Source organism: Persicitalea jodogahamensis (assembly GCF_014651615.1).
GTDB classification, from domain to species: domain Bacteria; phylum Bacteroidota; class Bacteroidia; order Cytophagales; family Spirosomataceae; genus Persicitalea; species Persicitalea jodogahamensis.
This window is the reverse complement of the sequence record NZ_BMXF01000001.1, coordinates 396,176-418,557: the sequence shown is the minus strand read 5'-3', so window position 1 is coordinate 418,557 and position 22,382 is coordinate 396,176. Positions and strand designations below refer to the sequence as shown.

The following is a 22,382-nucleotide window of genomic DNA, read 5'->3' as shown; positions in this document are numbered from 1 at the left end:
TCCCGGAAAATTTCGGGAAGGGATTTTTTCTGGCAAAAGCTGACAAGCAGGATCAGCAACCCCTGTTAATAAATATGAAGAACTTCTAAAACTCAACTCAACATGATCGTTTACGAAACCAACAAACATTTCCTTGGTGACATCGCCCACCTTACCCGTAGCTGGACAATGCGTAAAATGATGCGCAGCACAGCAGCCGTGGCTGGTTTTACCGCTGTTTTCTGCGTCCTGGTCATGGAAGGCGAGCTGGAAATCCACGCACCATCCAGTATTTTCTCACTGCTGGGTATCGTGCTGAGCGTGCTGCTTGTGTTTCGCACCAACACGGCTTACGACCGTTGGTGGGAGGGCCGCAAGCAGTGGGGCGCACTGGTAAACCACTGCCGCAATCTGGCCGTGACGGCCCACGCCATATTCCCGGAAGGAGATGTGCGTAGCCGCGCCGAAATGGCAACCTTGATTTCCAATTTCTGCCTATCCCTAAAAGAACACTTACGCCAGGGTACCCGCATTGAAGAGTTAATCCATCTTACTCCACAGGAAATCACTGATTATCAAAAATACAAGCACATCCCCAGCCATATTTCTTCCCTGATTTTTCAGAAAACCCAGACCCTTTATCGCAGCGGCGCTATAACGGGCGATGACACCCGCAACATGAAGCCCCACACGCAAGCACTACTGGACATAGCCGGGGCCTGCGAGCGGATTAAGAAAACGCCGATTCCTTTTTCGTACAGTGTCTACGTCAAATTGTTGATTTTGGGCTACGCTTCGATGTTACCCTTCGGACTGGTGCGCGACTTTGGCTATTTCACTATTCCATTAGTGGCCTTCATTTTCTTTACCTTTATCGGCATTGAAATGATGGGCAGCGAGATTGAAGATCCCTTTGGTCTGGATTGTAACGACCTGCCCACGGGCGACATCGCCCACACCATCACGAAGAACGTCTTCGAGATTCTGGAAGTGGACCTGGAAAAGCAGCCCGCCGAGCAGCGCGAGCTTTATGAGAAGGTCTTTTGACTATTCTTCCTGCGCCAGGATATGCTTCACTTTGGTCGGATTGGGATTCACTGTATCCGACTCCACCAGTCCGTCGCGCAAACGGATGACGCGGTGGGCGTACATGGCGATGTCTTCCTCGTGCGTCACCATTACGATGGTATTGCCCTTGCTGTGCAGTTGGTCGAAAAGGTCCATGATTTCGTAGGAAGTCTTGGTATCCAGGTTACCCGTGGGTTCATCGGCCAGCAGGATGCTGGGATCGTTGACCAGGGCGCGGGCCACGGCCACCCGCTGCCGCTGTCCACCCGAGAGCTCGTTTGGTCGGTGGTGCCCCCGGTCGCCCAGCCCGACATTGGAAAGCGCCTGGTTGGCCTTTTCGGTGCGGTCAGCTTTATTGAGGCCCGAATAAATAAGCGGCAGAGCCACATTGTCAAGCGACGAAATACGCGGCAGCAGGTTGAAGGTCTGAAATACGAAACCGATTTCCTTGTTACGAATTTCGGCCAGTTCGCTTTCAGTCATGTCGCTGACATCCTTGTTATTGAGGATATACGTACCTGAGGTAGGCGTATCGAGGCAGCCGATGATATTCATCAGCGTGGATTTGCCCGAGCCGGAAGGGCCCATGAAGGCGACGTATTCGCCCTTGTTGACCGAGATCGTGACAGATTTCAAAGCGTCAACTACCTGGGTGCCCATGATGTAACGGCGCGATATTTCGGAGGTTTCGATTATTTTCACTTCGTTCTTTTGGTTAAAAGTTAAGGGTTTTGGTCAACGGTTCGCGGATGCCTCTCAGGTCCCGGTCAAAAGATTGGCTTTAACACCTTCGGACGCCAAAAAGCGCCCCGCTTTCACCGCAAACCTTATTTTTACCATCCTACGTACTTTGGTGGCAGAACTCCATTCAGCCGCAGGTACACAATGGCCTGAGCGCGGTGATGGGTCAAATGGTCATTCATCAGATTGATGATCTGCCGCTTAGTCATCGGACCGCTGAAAAACCTGACGGTTTCGTTGAGTTTTTCGGGGTCAAAGTTTTTCAAGGTTTCGGAAGCGTAGTCCAGCGATTCCGAAACTACTTGAAGTACCTCGTCTTTAGATTTGTCGGCAAAGCCGTCCACGTCTTTCCGAATGCGGGGCGGCTTTTTGTCGGTCAGGTATTCAGAACACAACCACACCATGTTTGACGATAAATGCACCATCTGGGTGCCAAAAGTCATCTCCCCTTCCACTGGCCGGAAACTATACTTTTCGGCGGGCATAGATTCAGCCAGCGCCAGCGTGTAGGCTTTGGCGTTAGTCCACTTCTGCTGCAGTTCCTGCAAATGCACAGCTTCGGACTGCGCGAAGGCGGCAAATGACGAGCCCAAGATCAATAACAGCAAAAAGTATTTCATGCGGTTCCAGGCGAGAGCGGGTCAATCGCCAATCGTTGTTGTATTCAGTGTTTTCAGAATTGCCTGACGTTCTTTTTCATCTCCCGAAAGTACTTTTTGCTGAAAATCACCAAGCATGGCTTGCAGGAAGGTACTTTCTACGGTCGTGAGGTCGTCAAAGAAAAACGTCAGGCGGGTACGGTCGCCTTTCTGGTCGGTGGCATAAAGAGCGTAAGTTAATACAAAAGCGGTCGATCCGCCCTTTGCGCCCAGATGCAGGTACTTTTTCCGGTTAGTGTCGAAGGCTTCCATGGGCCATTCCATAATCTCTTCCAGCGTTTTTTGGGTTGTCGGATCGAAGTACGTACGGCTCTGGATTTTTTGCAGGATGCCATCGTACTCGCGAACCGTACTTCCGGGCAGTCGGTCGGACCACACACGCTGCACAGGTGCGCTCACATGCGCACGGTTGAACCTCTCCTTGATGGTCGTGTCCATTTTCAGTACTTCAAAGTAGTGCATCGACTTCTTTTTGTACAAGTCCATACCCATCAGTTTCAGCCCCTTGGCCGAATTTTCCTCCGAACAAACGTACAGCGCCGATACGAACGGATAGAGCGAATCGTGCTTCGTCAGCCCCAGGTCAATAAGGTTGGCATTGATAGGTGCCAGTCCCAGCCGCCACATCAGGTACTCGGTGTTCGCATTACTACTATGACGGATCATGCCTTTGGCTATTTCCAGCAGCGAAGCTGTACCGGCCGCCACCAGGTTTTTCTCCTTCATTTGTTTCAACCAGGCCGGATGAGCGCCGCCGTCGGTGCCGTCAATGTAGAAGCGCGATAACTCGCTGAGCGGCACTTGCTCTGCCGGATCTATTTTGCCGGAAGAAACCTGCTCGGCGAACTCAATGGCAATGATAATCTTGACCGTACTGGCCAGCGGCATCTTGCGGCTGGGATTCTGCTCGGCCATCAGGCTGTCATTCCGAACCCAGTACAGCGCACTTTTCTGCTTGTTTTTGGCAATAAAGTTAGCGACATAATCACCTTCGAAATTAAAGTAGGTGAGATATGCGTATGCCGCCAGTCCGGCGAAAGCCAGAACAAGGACACCTACGATTATGCCGATAATTTTTAATGCTTTCATATTGGTTCAGACCTGATCAACTCGCCATGTAGCCCATCATGAGGCCTATGAAAAACAACCCTGCAAGAATTGATACCCGCCTTGCCAAGAAATAACCCCGAACATACAAGCCCGCCAGCAGTACAACCGGTGGCAGGTAGGCATCGGTGATTTTACCCTGACTTCCCAGCGAACCTTCGGCAAGGTACCTCGACTCTTCTTCTCCATTGCCAACCAGCCAGCTACCGCGCGGTTTTTCGTGTAACGTGTTCCAATTGAAGCCCTCCCCATCGTAGGTGATGGTAGCCGAGCGTGGCGAAGTACTGAACTCAATGGTACCCAGTACTTTTTCTCCTTCAATATCCAGGATCCAGGCCTTTTTTTTGCCCATGCCCTGATGCTCAAACCGCACTAAAAAGCCCTTAAATTCGCCGTAAGCCTTACGGTTCCAGAAGTCATTCTTTAAGATTCCGATAATCTGCCTGCCGTTGAAAAGGCGGTATTCCCGCGCCAGGCCAAGCATTTTCCATGTTAAGTTCAAAGCTATTAAGTATTAGGTTGCCAGGTTTCAGATATGATATTACGCGATTCGCGTACCAGGCTTACCTGAATCCTAAATACCTAAACCCAAAAATACGGCATCACCGAAACTCGGCGCGTTGTTTTTCGATGAGTGCCCGCATGGGTTGATAGCGATTCAGAAACGCCTGATAGTCGGCATCGGCAGCAAGTTGCTCTACTTTTGCCACGCCTTCCTCCGACTGCGCCAGTAATCCCTGTTCAACGCTCAATAAGGCATATTGTTCCCAGATTTGGGGGGAAGATTGGTTGAACTGAAGAGCTTTCGTCACCAGTTCGTAGGCGCGCGCCGACTGCTTCTGTTGCCGGAAGTACGAGGCCGCCGCCGCAACGATACGCCCACTGAAAGGATTGGCCCGGACTGCCTTCACGTAGGCAGCGATGGAAGGGTTTTGCTGGGCCGCCAGCAGCAGCGAATCGCCCAGCACGCCGGGCCTGAAGCCGCTGGCCAGGGTTTTGCGCAAAGGGTCCATTGCCGCTTCCGCACCCTGTTCGGGCAATCGCTCGATCAATACACCCGCAATGGCTTCATTCCCCATAAATGCATTGGCCAGAATCTGCCCAATCAACCCCTCCGGGCTCTGCACCAGGCCGAATTGCTCCGCCGCCTGTTCGTACAGTCCGAGTTGCAACAGCCAATGTCCAAGAACTTTGCGGTAGGTTTCGGCTTTTTCGCCGCCTTCTTCTACCAAAACCAGCATGGCCTCAATCGCCCGCCGGCGATTGCCGCTGTAGAATTCAGGGTAAAGTGAAGGCAATAGCAAATCATCTGCTAAAAACGGATTCTTCACCGCCAGCGACGAAACCAGACGCACGGGCGTGCTGTCGTAACGTGCCTGGTTGAGCGAATAATTGACCAGATAAGCCATACCCGACACGTTCAGCAGCGAGTCTTCGCGAATGACTTTTTTGATAAAATCCTGTTTGTCGAATTTTTGCCGAAGGTTTTGCACAGCCAGCCAATTGGCCTGCCAGGGGTAGTAGTTTCTTCCTCCGGCAGTGCGGGCGAGCGAATCCAGCAGCTCATCGTCGGTACTTTTGGCATACAGGGCCAGCAGGTTCGTGGCCGGAACGTCGTCGTGGCTACTGGCTCGCTGGGCGCGGTCGAGGTAATAATAGGCCGAGTCGGCCACATTGGTACGGGCGTACAGTATGCCAAGATTATTGAGCAGTTCGCTGCTTTCGGGAAACTTCCGGATACCTTCCTGATAACTGGCAACGGCGTCAAAAAACAAACTTTCCTGCGAAAGTACCCCTCCCAGGCCGACGTACGCCTGCGGCGACGGGTTTTTCAGAGTCGCCTGATTGAAGTAGTAAGCCGCCGCGGTCCGGTCGTCCTGGCGCAGGGCCAACGACGCCAGACCGTAGTTGGACTTGTGGTTCTGAAATTCCTGTTGCAGGGCCATCTTGTAATACTGCTCGGCCAGGGTATATTCTTTAGTTTTAGTGTAGAGGTCGCCCAAACCGTTGAAGTACCCCGCCACGGCTTGATAAAAAGGCAGCATCTCCTGGGTAGAAACCAGAAATACCACGCCCGCAAAGCCGAGCAGCCGGGTCCGGGTCAGGCCGAATTTCAGGGGTTTGTACAAAACCTTGTGTACCGCCAGCCCCTGCCGGAAAAGGGGAAGGAAGTTGGCCAGAATGTAAAAGTAGAACACTGCACTCATTGCCAGCTGACCTTCCACGACCATATCTTCCAATACTTCCAGCGTCGGGTCATTGGCAGTAGCCGCGGCATAACCTCCGAAGGCCAGCGCGACGATAAATAGCCCCACGTACAGCCAGAAGCCCACGGCGCGGTAGTTCAACGCGTCAATCGAGGCGGCTTTGGTTCTTCTGCGGAACCCCCAAATACCCAGCAAACCCGCCGCCAGCGCCAGTACGACCGGGCTCACCATAAAGGTGTTCCACTCAATCCGCTGGGTGTTTTTAAGAAAAAGCAAAAGTAGCGTTAGTAGATAAAAACTACTGATAACCAGAAAATTGATCAGCGATGGCTTGCCTTTTTGCCCACTCGTACTCAACCAGACTAATCCGGCCAGTATTTCGGTGGCAGTCATCAGGATAAAGATGATGGCAAGCAGCAACCACAGCGGGTAGCTGAAAACCGCAAACGTCAGCATCGGCTGCAATACGGGAGATGCGAAGGCCACGAGTAAAACCATCAGGACCGTAAGGCCCACAAAAGAGAAAATCCTGATGTTGATGCCCCAATCGGGCCGGAAAGCGTGCAGGTAGTAACTGAGACCTCCATACGCGACAACAGTTACCACAAAAAGCAGCCGGGAACCTTCCCCGAACATCCCGAGCGTTTCTAACCGGCAGGCGGCCAGCAAAAGGATAAAAAGCACCATACTGCCCAGGTACCAAAAGCGTGGCATAACCGTGACGGCGGCCAAAATCACGCAAAGGCCAAGGAGGGCCAACACGCCTATGAAGCGAATCATCAAGATGGGCAACTCCATGGGTGCAGCACCGAATTGTTCCATTGTCAGGTAGGAAGGGACGGTAACGCCGAACTGCCAGCCGTCGAGTGGCAGGATGTCCACGACGGTCGTGATCTCGGAGAGTTCACTCAGCACGTCCCAGTGTACGGCATTTTCGAGAGGATCAAGGATATTGGCCAGAAAAGCAAGGAGCGTCAAGGCCAGGATTCCCAGTACCCAATGAGCCACCCGGGCTTCTGTCGTGGACCAGGTACGCCAAAAAAGGAGTTGTTTCATATAATTGCAAAACGCCTTCCCCGAAAATTTTAATACATATTTCGTGAAAAGAAGGCTATTTTCTAAAAAATATCCAATAAATGAATCGGCGCCCTCTTGGTACTGACCGAATTAAAGGCTAATTTTGCGCTCTGAAAAATCACCCCCTGAGCAACATTCACAATTCACTCATCAGACCGGCGATCGCCTCGGGGCGCCCCGCAGTCACTCATTCAAAATTAAAATGGTAAACATAGGCAAAGTTACGCAGGTAATTGGTCCCGTAGTTGACGTATCATTTGAAAACAGCGAGTTCATCCCATCCATTCTGGATGCGATGGAAGTCGTGAAACCCAACGGCCAGAAAGTAATCCTGGAATGTCAGCAGCACCTTGGCGAAGACCGTGTCCGCACCATCGCGATGGACGGGACCGAAGGTTTGCAGCGCGGCATGGAGGTAAAGTCGTTTGGTCAGCCAATCAAAATGCCGATTGGCGAAGCTATCAAAGGGCGCCTGTTCAATGTTGTCGGTGATTCCATCGACGGCTTGAGGGATGTGCCTAAGGAAGATGGCATGTCCATCCACCGTCAACCGCCTAAGTTTGAGGATTTGGCAACGTCCACCGAGGTACTTTTCACGGGCATCAAGGTAATTGACCTGCTGGCCCCTTACGTAAAGGGCGGTAAGATCGGCCTGTTCGGCGGAGCCGGAGTAGGCAAAACAGTTTTGATTCAGGAATTGATTAACAATATCGCCAAAGCCCACGCCGGACTTTCGGTATTTGCTGGTGTAGGAGAGCGTACCCGCGAGGGCAACGACCTGATGCGCGAGATGATTGAAGCCGGGATTATCAAGTACGGCGAGAAATTCAAGCATAGCATGGAAGAAGGCGGCTGGGATTTGAGCACGGTGGATTATGATCAACTGAAAGATTCACAGGCTACCTTCGTATTTGGTCAGATGAACGAGCCTCCCGGAGCCCGTGCCCGCGTGGCCCTGTCTGGACTAACAGTGGCCGAATACTTCCGAGATGGCGATGGCGAAGGCCAGGGACGCGATATCCTTTTCTTTATCGATAACATTTTCCGCTTTACCCAAGCGGGCTCCGAAGTATCCGCTCTGCTGGGCCGGATGCCTTCAGCGGTAGGTTACCAGCCTACGCTGGCTACCGAGATGGGCGCGATGCAGGAGCGCATCACCTCTACCAAGCGTGGTTCCATCACCTCGGTGCAGGCTGTATACGTTCCCGCTGATGACTTGACCGACCCTGCCCCCGCAACAACGTTTGCCCACCTTGATGCTACAACTACCCTTAGCCGGAAAGTGGCCGAGAAGGGCATTTATCCCGCTGTGGATCCACTCGACTCTAACTCTCGCATCCTGACCGCTGAGGTACTTGGAGCCGCGCATTACGACTGCGCCCAGCGCGTAAAGGGGCTGCTGCAACGCTATAAGGAATTGCAGGATATCATTGCGATTCTTGGTATGGAAGAACTTTCCGACGAAGACAAGCTGGTCGTATCACGCGCCCGTCGTGTGGAGCGCTTCCTGTCACAGCCCTTCTTCGTGGCCGAGCAGTTCACCGGATTGAAAGGCGTGCTGGTGGACATCAACGATACCATCAAAGGCTTTAACCAGATCATGGATGGTGAGTTCGACCATCTGCCCGAAATGGCGTTCAACCTGGTTGGTACCATCGAAGATGCTACTACCAAAGGTGAGAAGATGATGGCTGATGCCGCGAAATAAACCCCCGCACTATGAATTTAGAAATAATAACCCCCGATAAAAAAGTGTTCGCCGGAGAGGCCAACGCTGTAACATTCCCTGGTACCGAAGGCCAATTCCAGGTACTCAACAACCACGCCCCGCTGGTCAGTACGCTGGGTGTGGGCGATGTGGTCGTGGAAGCAACGCCCGGCGCGGCGAAGCAGGTGTACCGCATCGACGGCGGTGTCGTGGAGGTTTTGAAAAATAAGGTGCTGGTGCTGGCGGAGGCGATTATATAATGAAAAGCAACAAGTGAAAAGCCGCCTGTGCGGAGGGAATACCTTTTCCGTTCACTGATATCACTTTGAAAATGCAAAGCGCGCAGTCCTAAGGGCTGTGCGCTTTGTGCGTTTAATGGTTAGTGTCTCAATAAAGAAAGGCCACGGAACATGTTCCGTGGCCTTTCTTCAAATAGTATTTGGTCGGTCTACTTCGAAGCAAACTTGCGGTAAAGCCAAAGCAGCAGCACTGCGCCCAAAATAGCGATGAACAGGCTACCGATGTTGAAGCCGTCCACCGTGCCGAAGCCCAGCGCACTCGAAATGAAACCACCAACGATGGCACCCGCGATACCGATCAGCATGGTAACAATAAAGCCTCCGGGGTCTTTGCCGGGGTGAATGGCTTTGGCGATGCCGCCAGCGACGAGTCCTACGATGATCCAGGTTAAGATTCCCATGTTTTTTCTTTTGTTTAAGGGGTACGTGATGAGAGAATACACAATGTACCGAAGTACGGCCATTTGACAAGAAAAAACCATGCCACCGAGTTTATACTCGAAGGCATGGTCTTCTCGTAAGAAAAATGAACCTTACTGGTTTGGCAAAGTGAAGAACATGTTACCACCTGCTGCCTTTTTATCGATGGATGAGTACACATCCGGACCGGTTCCAGGTCGATCTGTTTCGTCCACACCGCGTCGGGCGATGCGGGTGCCAAAAATCTGAAACAAGGCTTCACCCAGCAGAGGGTCGCGGAAATCACCGTAAGGGTACAGCACCGTGCCTTCGGTCTTAGCGACGTTCGGCTCAAAGCCTGCCGTATAGGCGGAGCTGCGCAGGCTGTTCGACGAGCGTGATACGATGGGCTGGATGCCCCACTTGATGCGATTGGTCTTATCGGAAATCGTGATGGAACCCACATTCTTGCCCACCGTGGTCCCGCCGACCAGGAACACGTCCATGAAAGGTTTCAGACCATTGATGAGCAGTTCACTAGCCGAGGCTGATGAGGTGGAAGTCAGGAAAAAGACGCGGTTCAGATTACCGCCAATATTCTGGCTTTTGTTAAGAAAGTTGTCTTGGAAAAAGTCCTTACCGTACTGTTTTTCCAGGTCAGGCGTAACAGTCTTGTTATATTCTTTATAGTAAAAAACGTCCTTATCGGAAACGCCCTTGCCGATAAGGCTGGCGATTTGCGTGGCTGAACTTACGTAACCGCCTCGGTTGTAGCGCAGATCCATCACAAGTTCGTTAACGCCTTTTGCCTTAAAATCAGCAAATACTTTTTCCAACTCCTGGTCATAAGTCTTCACGGTGCTATTGTTAGGACCGGGGATGAACTGGTGGTACACCACATACCCTACACGCTTGTCACCTTTCACAAAAGTGGTGTCGAAGTACACCGGATCGGACTGGATTACAGCGGGTGTTACGCTTCGGTTGGTCGAGGTCGCCACCACTTTTTTATCGGCATCCAACGCACCCATGGTGATCACCTTCGCTTCGTTTCCCGTCGTCAGGAGCGCACGGTAGTTTCCTACCGTAAGTTTCTGGCCATTGACATGCGTAAAGTAGTCGCCACGCCGGAATCCCGCCTTCTCGGCTGACGAACCTTTGTCGGTATAGGTAACCAGGCCGTAAAGGTCATCGCCCCCGCTCGCATAGCGAATCATACGGTATTCTATTCCAGTACTGGTGGATTGTCCGCTGAGCGAGGCTTTCAACTCGTCGGCGCTCTCCTGCAACCACGAAAAGCGGTCACCGTCAGGGCGGAGTGAGTTGTCGTACTTATAAAGAATGGATTGAAAGAAGGTTTGGGGGGTCAGGGTAAAGTCAGGAGTTTCCGGCAATTTATCGTTCCAGAAATACCACTGTTTCATATTGTCATGAACCCATTTGTTCACCTCTGTATCGGCCGGGTTACCCGCCCGAACCACCTCAAACTTGTCACGGCAAGAAACCAGGAAAGAGGATAGTGACAGAAAGAGGATGAAGTAGTTCTTTCTCAAATGCATAATTAATTAAAGAGTAGTAGGTTAGTGCCTGAAAAACGCAAGTAGGTAACGTTCGGTTTCTGTTAACGCAAAATATGCCGATATAGGTACATCACACCAACGGTGCGCAAAAGAAATTTTATTTTGGAAAAAAGTCAGGCAAGACATTTAACTTTTTCCCGTTATGATAATCGAAAAAGCAAAGCAAATAGCCCATCCTTACCTTGCCCATGAAAGCCCCCCGTCTGAAAATTTCTGGTATGATCCTGTGTGTTGGTGCATTACTCAGCGGAACTACCTATGCCCAGGAAACCAATCAAGCACCTGAATCATTCATCTGCAACTACGTTGGCAAAGGTCGGCTGAATTCGCCGCAAGATATTTGCAACTACCTTTCGTTTACTTCCAATCGCCATGCCGAACGCGTGGTCGAGCGCATCCTGCAACCCGTGGGCCTGACCCGGAATTTTGTGGTAGTCGAATGCCCCAACACCGAGAACTGCTTCGCCACCGTGGTGGACGGCAAGCGTTTCATTATTTATGACGGGCAGTTCATGAAGCAGGTTGAGAATTTAACCAACACCGACTGGTCGGCAACCAGCATAGTGGCTCACGAAATTGGCCACCACCTGCAGGGCCATACCATCGACGGCCTGGGTAGTCGCCCAAGCAAGGAGCTCGAAGCCGACCGGTTTTCGGGCTTCGTACTGCACCAGCTGGGCGCGTCGCTGGATGAGTCCCTGATCGCCATTCGCACGCTATCCAGCGAGGAGAGTACCGACTCCCATCCGGGGCTGGGGGTGCGCGTAGAGGCCATCAGCCGGGGTTGGAATGAAGCCGAGAAGATGTACCCGCTCTGGAACAAGACACCGGCTACGCTGGTGAACCCTACGATCACGGCTTCAAACAATGGAGGCGTTTACAAGCCCGCCGCAAAGGCTCCGGTAAGTAAGCCAACACCATCCAGGGAGGAAGTCGTCGAAACAGACATTACGTACCATGCTCCCAAAGGCTGCGCCTCGGGCGACTGCTACAACGGGCCCGGCATTTTGATCCGCGAAAACCAGGAACGTTACGAGGGAAATTTCCAGAACGGCAAGAAACATGGTTTCGGAGTCCAGTATTATCCTGGCGGGGCGATTCGTTACAAGGGGATTTTCCGCGACGACCTTCGCTCAGGCGAAGGCACCTACTACTTTACCAACGGCGATAAATTCGTTGGTTTCTTCCTACACAACGTACCCGAAGGCAAGGGTACTTATTTCTACGCCGACGGCGAGCGATTCGCGGGCAATTTCCACGAGGGCATGCGCGAAGGATACGGCGTGCTGACCCGCTCCAACGGAACCCGGGAGGCGGGGTATTATCGGGAGGATGAGCGGGTGAGGTAGTTATTTAATTTTGAATGAGAGAATGGGTGATAGAGAGAATATTGCTTTCGCCTGATTATTCTCTCAATCACTCATTCAGAATTAGAAAGGCCTCTTCAATGATTCCACAAGCCCGCTCCATTTGCTCCTCGTCGATAACCAGAGGCGGCGCAAAACGAATTTTGTTGCCATGAGTGGGCTTGCATAGCAGTCCCTTGTGCATCATGCTGAGACAGAGGTCGTAGGCCGTGTTGCTTTCTTCGGTGTCGTCGATAACGATGGCGTTGAGCAAGCCTTTGCCCCTGACTAATTTGATCAAATCTGTTTTCTGGCCCAGGGCTTCCATTTTGTCCCTGAAAATCTGACCCATTTTTTCAGCATTTTCGGCAAGGCTTTCGTCTTCCACCACGCGCAGGGCCTCCATTGTCACGGCGCAGGCCAGCGGGTTGCCTCCGTAAGTGGAGCCGTGTTCACCAGGACCAATCGTGAGCATCACCTCATCGTCAGCCAGGGCAGCAGAAACCGGCATAGTGCCCCCCGAAAGCGCTTTGCCCAGTACCAGAATATCGGGTTTCACGCCTTCCCAGTCACAAGCCAGCCGCTTGCCCGTGCGGCCGATGCCCGTCTGTACCTCGTCGGCAATAAAAAGTACGTTGTGTTTGGTACAGAGTTCTCGGACACCTTTCAGGTACCCTGCTTGTGGCACGACTACACCCGCCTCACCCTGAATAGGTTCCACCATAAAGCCCGCTACGTTGGGATTCTTGGTGAATATTTCTTCCAAAGCGTTCAGATCGTCGTAAGGCACCAAGACCGCACCAGGCAGAAACGGGCCGTAATCCGTGGTGCTGGACGGATCGGTTGAAGATGAGATCGCCGCCAGTGTCCGGCCCCAGAAATTGCCCGTGGCGTACACCGTCACGGCCTGGTTTGCCGGAACGCCTTTTACTTTGTAAGCCCATTTACGGGTGAGCTTGAGAGCCGTTTCGCCGCCTTCTACGCCCGAGTTCATCATCAGCACCTTATCGTAGCCGAAGTATTCGGCCATAAATTTTTCACACTCCCCCAGAATATCGCTATGAAAGGCACGAGAGGTCAGTGTCAGTTTTTGCGCTTGGGCAATCATGGCATTCACGATCCGCGGGTGGCAATGTCCCTGGCTCACCGCGCTATAAGCCGACAGAAAATCAAGGTATTGGTTCCCTTCCACATCCCAGACATGAACACCCTCGCCGCGTTCCAGCACCACAGGCATGGGTTTGTAGTTGTGGGCACCATATTGCCATTCCAGTTGCATGGCTCGTTCGGTGGCTCTAGAATAGGTGGTTTCCATGTAATGCATAAGAATAAGGACTCGATTTAGCGTGTCTGATGAACGCTATGTAACAAAACGGGTGAAGAACAGGTTTTGTGGTAAAGTTAGCAAAACCTTCCGCAAATTGAGCTACCGCGTCCCACCCCCCACCCGAAGCAAGCCGGGCACCAGCCTCTCCGAAGAGGATTTTTACATAAACAAAGAGGGCTTCATGGTTTTCACCGCCATTTATCACCGGAAAAGAGGCTACTGCTGCCAGAGCGGTTGCCTGCACTGTCCCTACGGTTTCCGAAAGACAGGTGGCGACTCAAAATAAAATTTTCGCATAGAAATAGTATGGTAAATTTCTTGTTATCAGCAGTTTATACATAATATATAAGGTACTAACAGGAATAAGAATCAACCATAATTTGAATTTTAAACTGATCGCCTTATATTTGCACCCTCATTTGCAAAATTGAAAGATCATGGCTAGAGTTTGTCAAGTTTCCGGAAAAAGAACCCGCGTGGGTAACAACGTATCGCACGCTAATAATAAAACCAAGCGTAAGTTTATCCCCAACCTGCGGAAGAAGCGCTTTTATGTACCTTCCACGGGTGAGTGGATTACGCTTAAAGTAGCTACTTCAGTAATCAGAACCATCAATAAGAATGGTTTGGAGGCTACGCTTAGAAAAGCCAAAGAGAAGGGTACGCTGAGCTTGTAACAAGTCTGCACGAAGAAATTACATGAAAGCCTCTCCGATACACGGAGAGGCTTTCTGTGCTTATTCCCTGCCCGGACGATTTTGTCCAATGCACCATTTGCCCCGTTCATCGCGTATAGGTTTGAGTTGGTCATTTTTTTATTCCAAACTTAACCCTACCTGGCTAAGTTTGGCTATTGAAGGATATGCGGTAAGGGGCATTAAGTTCAGAGATGTCTCCGGAACACAAAACAAAAAAATCAGTTCTTAATGAAGAATATAGTACGAATCGCAGGCTTAAGCATACTACTCCTGAATGCGCTGAATACCTACGCTCAGGAAAAATATACGGTCAGCGGCTATGTGAAAGACATCGCCAATGGCGAAGGCTTGATCGGCGTATCGGTTTACGTGCGGGAAGCGTCCACAGGCGTAGTAACAAATCCATACGGTTTCTACTCCATCACGTTACCGGAAGGGGATTACTCGCTGGTGTTCACTTACATCGGCTACCAAAAGCTGACCGAACGTGTCACGCTGAACGCCGACCAACGCCGGAATGTGGAAATGGCTTCCGAAAGCAAACAGTTGGAAGAAGTGGTGATTTCTACCAAAAAAGAAGACGAAAACGTCCGCAGCCTGGAAATGTCCGTCAATAAGGTAGACATTAAGACGATTCGCCAGATTCCGGCCCTGCTGGGCGAGGTGGATGTTATCAGGAGCATTCAGCTCCTGCCCGGCGTAACTACCGTCGGCGAAGGTGCATCGGGCTTTAATGTGCGCGGCGGTGATGTATCGCAGAACCTGATCCTGCTTGACGAGGCCCCTGTCTACAATTCTTCCCACTTGTTCGGTTTCTTCTCAGTTTTCAATCCCGATGCAGTCAAAGATGTCAAGCTGATCAAAGGTGGCATTCCGGCACAATACGGCGGGCGTATTTCTTCCATCCTGGATGTCAGGATGAAGGAGGGCAATACCAAGAAACGCGAAATCAACGGCGGCATCGGCACCATTTTCTCACGGCTGACCTACGAGCAGCCTTTTGCGGCCGGGCGCGGGTCGTTCATTGTGGCAGCGCGGCGATCGTATATCGACGTGCTGGCCAAGCCTTTTTTGAAAGGCGATTTGAAGCAAACCCGCTTTAATTTCTATGACCTCACGGCCAAAGTAAACTACCGCATCAACGACAAGAATACCGTTTACGCCTCTGGGTACTTTGGGCGCGATGTGTTTGGGGCCGATGTGTTTGGCTTCGGTTGGGGCAATGGCACCGCCACGGCGCGTTGGAACCACATTTTTTCCAATAAACTCTTCCTGAACCTTACGACCTATTACAGCAACTACGACTACTCCATCAATTCAGACCCCAACAACCAGACTCCCAATGACCGTTTTGAGTGGAATTCCAAAATTATAAGTACCAGCGTGAAGCCTGACTTCACCTATTATCTTACGCCCAACAACCAGATCAGCTTCGGCGGACAGTACATCAGCTATGACAGCCGCCCCGGCGATGCCGTGGCCGTGTCCAGCGGCGAAAGCCGCAACATCAGCCTCGACTCCCGCTTCGGTGACGAGTCGGCGCTTTACATAGGGAATGAGCAAAAAATCTCCGATCGCTTTTCGCTGCAATACGGTCTGCGCTACTCGCTGTACCGAAATCTCGGGCCGGGACAAGTCTACCAATATCAGGAACTTCAACCCGGGGAGCGCAAGTTTCCCGTGTTGCCGGGTACGGCAGTAGCCAAAGGCGAGGTCATTAAGCAGTACGGTAACTGGGAGCCAAGGTTTTCGATGAACATCGGTCTGAGTTCGACGGCCTCGATCAAGGCCAGCTATAACCGCACGGCGCAGTACTTGCATCTGCTCTCGAACACGGCGGCGACTTCACCGCTCGACGTCTGGACACTCAGCACGAATATCATCAAGCCCGAAATTGCCGACCAGGTTGCCCTGGGTTGGTTCCAGAATTTTCGCGACAATACATACGAAGCCTCAGTAGAAGTGTATTATAAAGATTTGAAAAACCAGATCGACTACGTCCGAAACTCCGACCTGCTGCTCAACCGATACGTGGAGGGTGATCTGCTCTTTGGCAAAGGCCGTGCCTTCGGGGCCGAGTTTTTCCTGAGAAAAAACAAAGGGCGCCTCACAGGTTGGCTCAGCTACACACTGGCCCGAACGGAGCGGCTGATCGACGGTGTGAACAACGACGACTGGTTTCCGGCCCGCTTTGACAAGCCCCACAACTTTACGGCGGTAGGGATCTACAATCTGAAAGAGCGGCTGACGCTATCGTCCACATTTACGTTTGCATCGGGTACCCCGGCGACTTTTCCGACCAACCGCTTCGAGTACAATGGCTGGGCGTTGCCGCACAACGTATACAACGCCCGCAACAACAACCGCATCCCGTCGTACAATCGTTTGGATCTGGCGGCGACTTTGAAGTCCAGAAAAAAACTGTTTGGACTCGGTCAGGGCGAATGGGTATTTTCGGTGTACAACGCCTACAATCGCCGGAATCCGTACTCGGTTTATGTCCAGCAGAATGAAGACAACCCATTGACAACCGAAGCCATACGCTTTTCGGTAATTGGGTCGGTGATTCCGGCCGTTACTTACAATTTTAAGTTTTAAAGAAGCCGGGGAGAGATAGAATGGACTTCAAGCAGCTACGTAAATTCGCGTGGCAGGGGTCATTTGCTTTCCGAGAACAATAATTCCATGAAAAGGAAAACAGTCATGAAAAAAAGTACCCTTCATATACTTTTAGGTTTGCTCACGGCAGCTTATTCCTTGACAAGCTGCGAGGACGCCATCAATATCAAAACTGAGACAGGCCCCACCGAACTGGTAGTGGACGGCTGGATCACCAACAAGCCTGGTCCTCAGACGGTGCGTCTCACGCTTTCGGCGGCTTACTTCGATAATAGCCCGGCCCGGCCAGCCCTTGGGGCTGAGGTGACAGTTATCGATGACAAAGGCACGGTTTATGCATTCACAGATGCGAATGGTAAGGGTATTTACACATGGGCGCCTAAGTCAGACACCGTGGCCTTGGGACGTGTCGGGGGAAAATACGCTTTGCAAATTCGCTACGACGGCGAAGAATACGCCGCCACCAACGAAATCAAGCGGGTGCCAAAAATAGACTCGCTGGCCTACGAAGAAGAAAGTTTCCCCATCAATCCTCCCGAAGGCCCAAAGGACGGCTATCTTGCGCAGTTCTATGCCCGCGACTTCGTGGGCCTGAATGATACCTACTGGATCAGACCCCTGAAAGGCGGCAAGCCCTATGGCACCGACCCAGGAAATATTTCATTGGTTTATGATGCCTCGTTCAGCCCGGGTTCACCTTCCGACGGACTGGTTTTCATTCAGCCGCTACGGCAGTCAATCAATGTTAACCAACTTTTCTCGGCGGGCGACACCGTAGGCGTCGAGCTACACAGCATCACACTGGAATCGTATTACTTCCTGTTCCAGGTGCGGCAGGAAACTACCAACGGGGGTATTTTCGCCGTCCCCCCCGCGAACATTCCTACGAATATTTCTAACAAGAATGCCAACGGCAAGAAAGCCCTCGGCTTCTTCGGTGCCTCCGCCGTCAGCCGCGCCGAAACGGTCATCGATCCCAAGAAGGCAAGGCCGAAGGAGTAAGGAGCTTATAGCCATGGGCCGTCGGCTTTCGGCTTACTTTTGGCACAAAAAAAGAGTAAGCAACTGGTAGTCAATGTAAATCTTAGAAGATCGAAGCCGAAGGCCGACCGCTCTAAAAAGAATACATTACCTGCGCTTTCACTTCACTGCGAGTATTGCCCTGGATTTCGCTGAGGCCGGAACTAATGAGTTCGGTGTTGCTGAATCGTGATTGAGACCAGCGGAGCCAGATTCTCAGATTTCTTGACATGGCATAGCGCAGCATGACGTAGTGCCGGGTCCCGGTATTGTAGTAGGCAGGCAGCGAGAAAGCGTAAAGAACGTCCTTCTCGTAGACGTATTGGCGGCTGTCGTAATTATCCGTGGAGAAGAAGGCTGCGCGGCCGCTCAATTCGAGTCTAGAAAATCGCCACGTAATATCCTGGATAATCGTGAATCCCTGCGAACGTGAAGATCCCACGAAGGCATAATCTCCGCCTTGCAGTCGGGTTCTTACCGCGAATTTTAGTGGAACGTCGTATTCGGCCTGCAATACCGCCGTGCGGCGGATTGTGTTGGTTATGTCGGGCAGCGGGGCCGTGTTTCCCGGCAGATTACGCTGCTTGTGTTCTTCGTGAAAAAGAGCGAATGCGTTAAAGCGTTTGTTAGGCGCGTAGCGGACATGCAGCAGGCGATCGTTTCCGTCGGAGGGTGCGTTGACCTGGTACTTCAGCCACGGAAAGCGGAAGCGGTCGTAGAAACCGCTGATCTGCCAGCGGCGGTTGGGTTTGTAGCGCAATCCCCAGTACGTACCTGATTCGTTGATAGGCCGCGAACCTTCGGTGATCGGATTTCCATAAAAGGTGTGGAAATTGCGGTCGTAGTGGCGAAGCTGGAAGGTAAAATCCAGTGCCTTACTCAGTGTGGCGATCAAGCCACCCACGCCGCCCAATCCGCCGCTTTGAGAGCGCGCACCTTCGCCAAAAAAATGAAAGTTCTGCCAATGGTAATCCCCGTGCAAGCCGACGGTCAGGTTTTGTTTTCCCGTGAATTCAAATCTATTGTAGGGCAGGTCGCGCCGCTGTAGTGTTGCGTCAAAATGGGTGTAGAGAGCCGTCATGCCGATCTTACCGCTTTGTTTGGGAAAGGTATAGAGCGCATGGAATCCGATATTTTTCTCGGGGATCAAGCCTTGTTTATCTCGTTCGGAAGGCGTGCGGTGCAGCCCGGCAGTGAGCAGGGAAGAAACCACCGTGCCGTCGGGGCCGTCGCCCAACTCACTCACACTTGCATCGCGGCGGGTGGCCGAACCGAAAACTGTGACATCCAGATTTTTGCGCACGTTAACTGTCGCTGCTGTACCGCGGAAAAAGCCCGCTTCCAGCACTGAGGTGTAAGGCCGCAGGCCGAGCGTGCTCCTGTAGGTAGTTAGGATGGTTTCGGTGCCTTTGCCAAGGGCAAAACCCGCCGCCATCACCAGGCCCTGGCCGGCTTGCATCTGAAAATCACCGATGATAAGATTTTTGAGCCTCCCCCGGTTCATGATCTGAGCGTGAAAAGACGTGAAGTCAGCTCCGAAAACCTGCCGCTCGGGGCGCCAGGCCAGCACTTCCCCGGCATCCTTTTCGGCAGTGAACCCAAAGCTGAAAGCACCGATACGCGAGTATCGGTAACGTGCGTACACTTGGTAGGGGTCTCCGGCATACCGCGTGAGAGATCTTGATGTGGTGTCTATCTCTGAAAAACCCTTTTGTTGTTCCAGAAGCCTTTCCGACCGCAGGATCAGGTAGTGCTGGGTGGGGTTTTTGAGCGATTCGCGCAACGAAAGCCGCTGCGTCTGCACCGTTACAAAAGGCTGCAATCGGCGGATCGTGGGTAGGTCGAAGCCGGGAATAGCCTGCAATTCATAAAGAGAAAGCAACGGTCCAAGCTGGGTACGGTAGTCCATGAAAGCATCCAACTGGCTTTCGGAAAGGATGTAGGTAGCTGCCAGTTCGTCGCGGGTAGCGATATTCAGATCCCGCGGATTGGCGTACAACTGAAACAGCGACTCGAATAGATCGCTGTAATTGATATCCTCGCTGGGAACGGGAAAAAGCTCCTGGACAAACTGCTGGATGTCGATCTCACGGCGGGGTGGAGTTTGGGCAAAAGCCGAAGCAGCCGCAAGTACAATAGCAAAACCGCTACCCATCAAACTCAGAAAGTACTTGATAAGTAGCGGTTTGTGCATTCGTAGCAGATGTTTTACGACGCCAGTTTTTTTTAAGACCCTACTGCCGGGCTTTCACAATCTCGGTAAAGTCGCGGGATTTGAGCGAAGCGCCGCCTACCAGGCCACCGTCTACGTCGGGATTGGCAAAAAGCTCGGCGGCGTTGGCCGCGCCCACGCTTCCACCGTAAAGTATCGAAATCTCGTCAGCTACTTCGGCGCTGTACTTGTCGGCAAGATGTGCCCGCAGGGCGGCGTGCATTTCCTGAGCTTGCTCTGCGCTGGCGGTCAATCCGGTACCGATGGCCCAGATGGGTTCGTAAGCAATGACGACAGAAGAAAGCTGCTCAGCGGTAAGGTGGAAGAGGCTTTCGGAAATTTGATTTTTCACAAAACCGATGTAGTCCTCATTCTGCCGTTGGTCCAGCGACTCACCGCAGCAGAAAATGGGCGTCAGGCCATTTTCCAGAGCAATATCCACCTTCTCAGCCAATTGCGCGTTTGTTTCGCCGAAGTACTGCCGCCGCTCGCTATGGCCAATAATTACATTAGGGATTTGGATGGCTTTCAGCATCGGGGCCGAAATCTCGCCAGTATAAGCTCCGGAAGCCTTTTCGTGGCAGTTTTGCGCACCGAGTGAAATTTTACCGGCGCTTTCTGTATGTTTTTTCAAAGTCGTCAGGTAAAGCGAAGGCACACAAAGGATCACCTCCACTTGACCCGACACTTCATCATTGATCATATTGACAACTTCCGAGGTCAGCGCGACGGCTTCATCGAGCGTCTTATTCATTTTCCAGTTACCAGCTACTATTTTCTTACGCATAATGAGGCGGTGAGTTACAGTTTTAGGGTTGAGACAAAGCCCAAAACTACCAAATTTTCATCCAATCCCGAGCAATAGGCACTGGCACGAAAATTTTTGACAATATCTTGACACTAAATAAGTTTTATTTGTGTTTAAACAAGACCAAATAAGTACCTTTGTTAAAGGTTACGGAGTGAGGGAGTTATGAAAAAAACGGAATTCTACATTGTCATCTTTCTGATCCTGTTGTCAGGCAGTGCCTACCGTGTATTCGCGCAAAAGTCGGAAGCATGGGAACCTGCCGACAAGTTCGGTTTCTTCCTGGAAGGAAAGCGCAAAATCACGCGTATTCCCTTTGAATTTCATTCCAATCTGATCATCGTTCCGGTCCAGATTAATAACTCAGACACGTTGCACTTCATTCTGGATACAGGCGTAAGCACCACGCTTATCACCGATCCCAATGCATTGAACAATCAGAAACTAGACTTGACGCGCCCGGTTGTTCTGAGTGGGGCAGGTGAAGGACAGGCTGTGTCGGCGCACGTTGCCCTTGACAACTCGCTTTCAATGCTGCGCATGAAAGCCAATCACCAGAACCTGCTAATTCTGGACGAAGATTTTCTGCATTTATCGGAATACGTGGGTGTTCCGGTTCACGGCATTTTTGGCTACGACATTTTCAATAATTTCGTTGTCACGATCGATTTCAACCATAAGGAGCTGATTCTTGAAGAGCCCGGTCGCTATAAGTACCGTAAGCGAAAAGGGGATAAGTATCCGATTACGATCGAGGACACCAAACCCTTCACCAACGCCGTGGCGCTCTTTGCCGATGGCCGCGAGCATCCCATTCGCGTCATTATCGACACTGGAGCCGGACACGCGCTTTTTCTGGATAAAACTGAAGACAACATCATTCCGGTGCCCGAAAAAGTAATCCGCACCCAACTGGGCCGGGGCCTGAATGGTATCATCAACGGTAGCCTGGGCCGGATCGAACGCATCAAGTTTGGTCGTTTCGAGTTGGACAATATTGTCGCCTCTTTTCCCGACAGCACTTCTTTTGGGTCCAAACTACCCGACCGTGACGAGCGTCAGGGCAACGTAGGTTGCGAACTGCTCCGCCGCTTCAAGGTGACCATGAACTACCAGGATCGTTACATGGTGCTGAAGCCGGTAAAAAAGCGCTTGCGCGAAGCCTTCGAACACGATATGAGCGGGCTGGAAGTGGTAGCGGCAGGCTCAAAACTACGTGACTACTACGTACGAGCTGTAGCCAAGGACTCTCCGGCGCAGCGTGCCGGCCTGACCGAAGGCGACCAAATACTGTTCGTCAACGACCGGGCAGCAGCCGATATAAGCATAAGCGAAATCTACAAAATGCTTCAAAAGGGCGATGGGCGCGAAGTGGAGTTGCTCATCAAACGGGAAGGCAAGATTTTCTTCTCGCGCTTTTTGCTGCACCGGATGATTTAGAAACCTTTGCTTTTTCCTGCTGAATGCCCCATTGCGCCCGGTTATTTATGGGTCAATTACTTGTATATAGATCATGTACTTGTAATAT

19 protein-coding genes are annotated in these 22,382 nt (G+C 51.7%); 9 read left to right on the top strand and 10 right to left on the bottom strand.

Annotated features, from left to right (window positions below; genetic code table 11):
- The first annotated feature begins 102 nt into the window (after positions 1-102).
- A complete protein-coding gene (locus IE117_RS01795; protein ID WP_189562639.1) occupies positions 103-1,026 on the top strand; it encodes a bestrophin family protein in 924 nt (307 codons plus the stop codon).
- On the opposite strand, the gene IE117_RS01790 is transcribed toward IE117_RS01795, so the two are convergent.
- From IE117_RS01790 to IE117_RS01770, 5 genes are all read right to left on the bottom strand, one after another.
- Entirely contained in the window at positions 1,027-1,749 is a 723-nt protein-coding gene (locus IE117_RS01790; RefSeq protein WP_308439258.1) for an ABC transporter ATP-binding protein, read from the bottom strand. It abuts the gene before it with no gap.
- 131 nt (positions 1,750-1,880) lie between these two features.
- Positions 1,881-2,408 carry a DinB family protein gene (locus IE117_RS01785; protein WP_189562638.1) on the bottom strand — a complete coding sequence of 176 codons (528 nt, stop codon included), beginning with the start codon at positions 2,406-2,408 and terminating at the stop codon, positions 1,881-1,883.
- 21 nt (positions 2,409-2,429) lie between these two features.
- The gene (locus IE117_RS01780; RefSeq protein WP_189562637.1) at positions 2,430-3,536 is read right to left on the bottom strand and encodes a serine hydrolase; all 1,107 of its coding nucleotides are present in this window, start codon (positions 3,534-3,536) and stop codon (positions 2,430-2,432) included.
- Positions 3,537-3,552: 16 nt separating this feature from the next.
- Positions 3,553-4,056, bottom strand: coding sequence for a hypothetical protein (locus IE117_RS01775; RefSeq protein WP_189562636.1), 504 nt, complete (start codon positions 4,054-4,056; stop codon positions 3,553-3,555).
- Positions 4,057-4,156: 100 nt separating this feature from the next.
- Positions 4,157-6,817: a tetratricopeptide repeat protein gene (locus tag IE117_RS01770; RefSeq protein ID WP_189562635.1), complete on the bottom strand. Its 2,661-nt coding sequence runs from the start codon at positions 6,815-6,817 to the stop codon at positions 4,157-4,159.
- 223 nt (positions 6,818-7,040) lie between these two features.
- Between IE117_RS01770 and atpD the strand changes: the two genes are divergently transcribed.
- Together atpD and atpC are read left to right on the top strand one after the other, a co-directional pair.
- Positions 7,041-8,546 (top strand): F0F1 ATP synthase subunit beta, encoded by a 1,506-nt coding sequence (gene atpD, locus IE117_RS01765; RefSeq protein WP_189562634.1) that lies wholly within the window; start codon positions 7,041-7,043, stop codon positions 8,544-8,546.
- An 11-nt stretch (positions 8,547-8,557) separates the two neighbouring features.
- Positions 8,558-8,806 (top strand): ATP synthase F1 subunit epsilon, encoded by a 249-nt coding sequence (atpC, locus tag IE117_RS01760; protein ID WP_189562633.1) that lies wholly within the window; start codon positions 8,558-8,560, stop codon positions 8,804-8,806.
- 188 nt (positions 8,807-8,994) lie between these two features.
- Here atpC and IE117_RS01755 read toward each other — a convergent pair whose 3' ends face one another.
- Together IE117_RS01755 and IE117_RS01750 are read right to left on the bottom strand one after the other, a co-directional pair.
- Positions 8,995-9,246, bottom strand: a complete 252-nt coding sequence (locus IE117_RS01755) for a GlsB/YeaQ/YmgE family stress response membrane protein (protein WP_189562632.1) — start codon at positions 9,244-9,246, stop codon at positions 8,995-8,997.
- 132 nt (positions 9,247-9,378) lie between these two features.
- Complete coding sequence (locus IE117_RS01750; protein ID WP_189562631.1) at positions 9,379-10,803, bottom strand: S41 family peptidase; 1,425 nt, start codon at positions 10,801-10,803, stop codon at positions 9,379-9,381.
- A gap of 209 nt (positions 10,804-11,012) precedes the next feature.
- On the opposite strand from IE117_RS01750, the gene IE117_RS01745 reads away from it, so the two are divergent.
- Entirely contained in the window at positions 11,013-12,173 is a 1,161-nt protein-coding gene (locus IE117_RS01745) for a hypothetical protein (protein WP_189562630.1), read from the top strand.
- Positions 12,174-12,240: 67 nt separating this feature from the next.
- Here IE117_RS01745 and rocD read toward each other — a convergent pair whose 3' ends face one another.
- Positions 12,241-13,485, bottom strand: coding sequence for an ornithine--oxo-acid transaminase (gene rocD / locus IE117_RS01740; protein WP_189562629.1), 1,245 nt, complete (start codon positions 13,483-13,485; stop codon positions 12,241-12,243).
- Positions 13,486-13,591: 106 nt separating this feature from the next.
- Here rocD and IE117_RS01735 point away from each other — a divergent pair, with 106 nt between their 5' ends.
- The 4 genes from IE117_RS01735 (at position 13,592) to IE117_RS01720 (ending at position 17,816) form a co-directional block, all read left to right on the top strand.
- The gene (locus IE117_RS01735; RefSeq protein ID WP_189562628.1) at positions 13,592-13,783 is read left to right on the top strand and encodes a C1orf53 family protein; all 192 of its coding nucleotides are present in this window, start codon (positions 13,592-13,594) and stop codon (positions 13,781-13,783) included.
- A 151-nt stretch (positions 13,784-13,934) separates the two neighbouring features.
- Entirely contained in the window at positions 13,935-14,174 is a 240-nt protein-coding gene (gene rpmB, locus IE117_RS01730; protein WP_189562627.1) for a 50S ribosomal protein L28, read from the top strand.
- 249 nt (positions 14,175-14,423) lie between these two features.
- Complete coding sequence (locus IE117_RS01725) at positions 14,424-16,793, top strand: TonB-dependent receptor (RefSeq protein ID WP_189562626.1); 2,370 nt, start codon at positions 14,424-14,426, stop codon at positions 16,791-16,793.
- 105 nt (positions 16,794-16,898) lie between these two features.
- Entirely contained in the window at positions 16,899-17,816 is a 918-nt protein-coding gene (locus IE117_RS01720; RefSeq protein ID WP_189562625.1) for a DUF4249 domain-containing protein, read from the top strand.
- A gap of 112 nt (positions 17,817-17,928) precedes the next feature.
- Here IE117_RS01720 and IE117_RS01715 read toward each other — a convergent pair whose 3' ends face one another.
- Complete coding sequence (locus IE117_RS01715) at positions 17,929-20,028, bottom strand: ComEA family DNA-binding protein (protein WP_229580174.1); 2,100 nt, start codon at positions 20,026-20,028, stop codon at positions 17,929-17,931.
- Between the two features lie 40 nt (positions 20,029-20,068).
- A complete protein-coding gene (gene tpiA, locus IE117_RS01710) occupies positions 20,069-20,833 on the bottom strand; it encodes a triose-phosphate isomerase (protein ID WP_189562624.1) in 765 nt (254 codons plus the stop codon).
- Positions 20,834-21,019: 186 nt separating this feature from the next.
- Here tpiA and IE117_RS01705 point away from each other — a divergent pair, with 186 nt between their 5' ends.
- Positions 21,020-22,294 (top strand): aspartyl protease family protein, encoded by a 1,275-nt coding sequence (locus IE117_RS01705; RefSeq protein WP_189562623.1) that lies wholly within the window; start codon positions 21,020-21,022, stop codon positions 22,292-22,294.
- Positions 22,295-22,382: the final 88 nt, after the last annotated feature.

Excerpts from the sequence above, each read along its gene's own strand:
- IE117_RS01795 (WP_189562639.1), top strand. The coding sequence starts at position 103 with ATGATCGTTTACGAAACCAACAAACATTTCCTTGGTGACATCGCCCAC.
- IE117_RS01785 (WP_189562638.1), bottom strand. The coding sequence starts at position 2,408 with ATGAAATACTTTTTGCTGTTATTGATCTTGGGCTCGTCATTTGCCGCC.
- IE117_RS01780 (WP_189562637.1), bottom strand. The coding sequence starts at position 3,536 with ATGAAAGCATTAAAAATTATCGGCATAATCGTAGGTGTCCTTGTTCTG.
- IE117_RS01770 (WP_189562635.1), bottom strand. The coding sequence starts at position 6,817 with ATGAAACAACTCCTTTTTTGGCGTACCTGGTCCACGACAGAAGCCCGG.
- atpD (WP_189562634.1), top strand. The coding sequence starts at position 7,041 with ATGGTAAACATAGGCAAAGTTACGCAGGTAATTGGTCCCGTAGTTGAC.
- atpC (WP_189562633.1), top strand. The coding sequence starts at position 8,558 with ATGAATTTAGAAATAATAACCCCCGATAAAAAAGTGTTCGCCGGAGAG.
- IE117_RS01755 (WP_189562632.1), bottom strand. The coding sequence starts at position 9,246 with ATGGGAATCTTAACCTGGATCATCGTAGGACTCGTCGCTGGCGGCATC.
- IE117_RS01750 (WP_189562631.1), bottom strand. The coding sequence starts at position 10,803 with ATGCATTTGAGAAAGAACTACTTCATCCTCTTTCTGTCACTATCCTCT.
- IE117_RS01745 (WP_189562630.1), top strand. The coding sequence starts at position 11,013 with ATGAAAGCCCCCCGTCTGAAAATTTCTGGTATGATCCTGTGTGTTGGT.
- rocD (WP_189562629.1), bottom strand. The coding sequence starts at position 13,485 with ATGGAAACCACCTATTCTAGAGCCACCGAACGAGCCATGCAACTGGAA.
- rpmB (WP_189562627.1), top strand. The coding sequence starts at position 13,935 with ATGGCTAGAGTTTGTCAAGTTTCCGGAAAAAGAACCCGCGTGGGTAAC.
- IE117_RS01725 (WP_189562626.1), top strand. The coding sequence starts at position 14,424 with ATGAAGAATATAGTACGAATCGCAGGCTTAAGCATACTACTCCTGAAT.
- IE117_RS01720 (WP_189562625.1), top strand. The coding sequence starts at position 16,899 with ATGAAAAAAAGTACCCTTCATATACTTTTAGGTTTGCTCACGGCAGCT.
- IE117_RS01715 (WP_229580174.1), bottom strand. The coding sequence starts at position 20,028 with ATGCACAAACCGCTACTTATCAAGTACTTTCTGAGTTTGATGGGTAGC.
- tpiA (WP_189562624.1), bottom strand. The coding sequence starts at position 20,833 with ATGCGTAAGAAAATAGTAGCTGGTAACTGGAAAATGAATAAGACGCTC.
- IE117_RS01705 (WP_189562623.1), top strand. The coding sequence starts at position 21,020 with ATGAAAAAAACGGAATTCTACATTGTCATCTTTCTGATCCTGTTGTCA.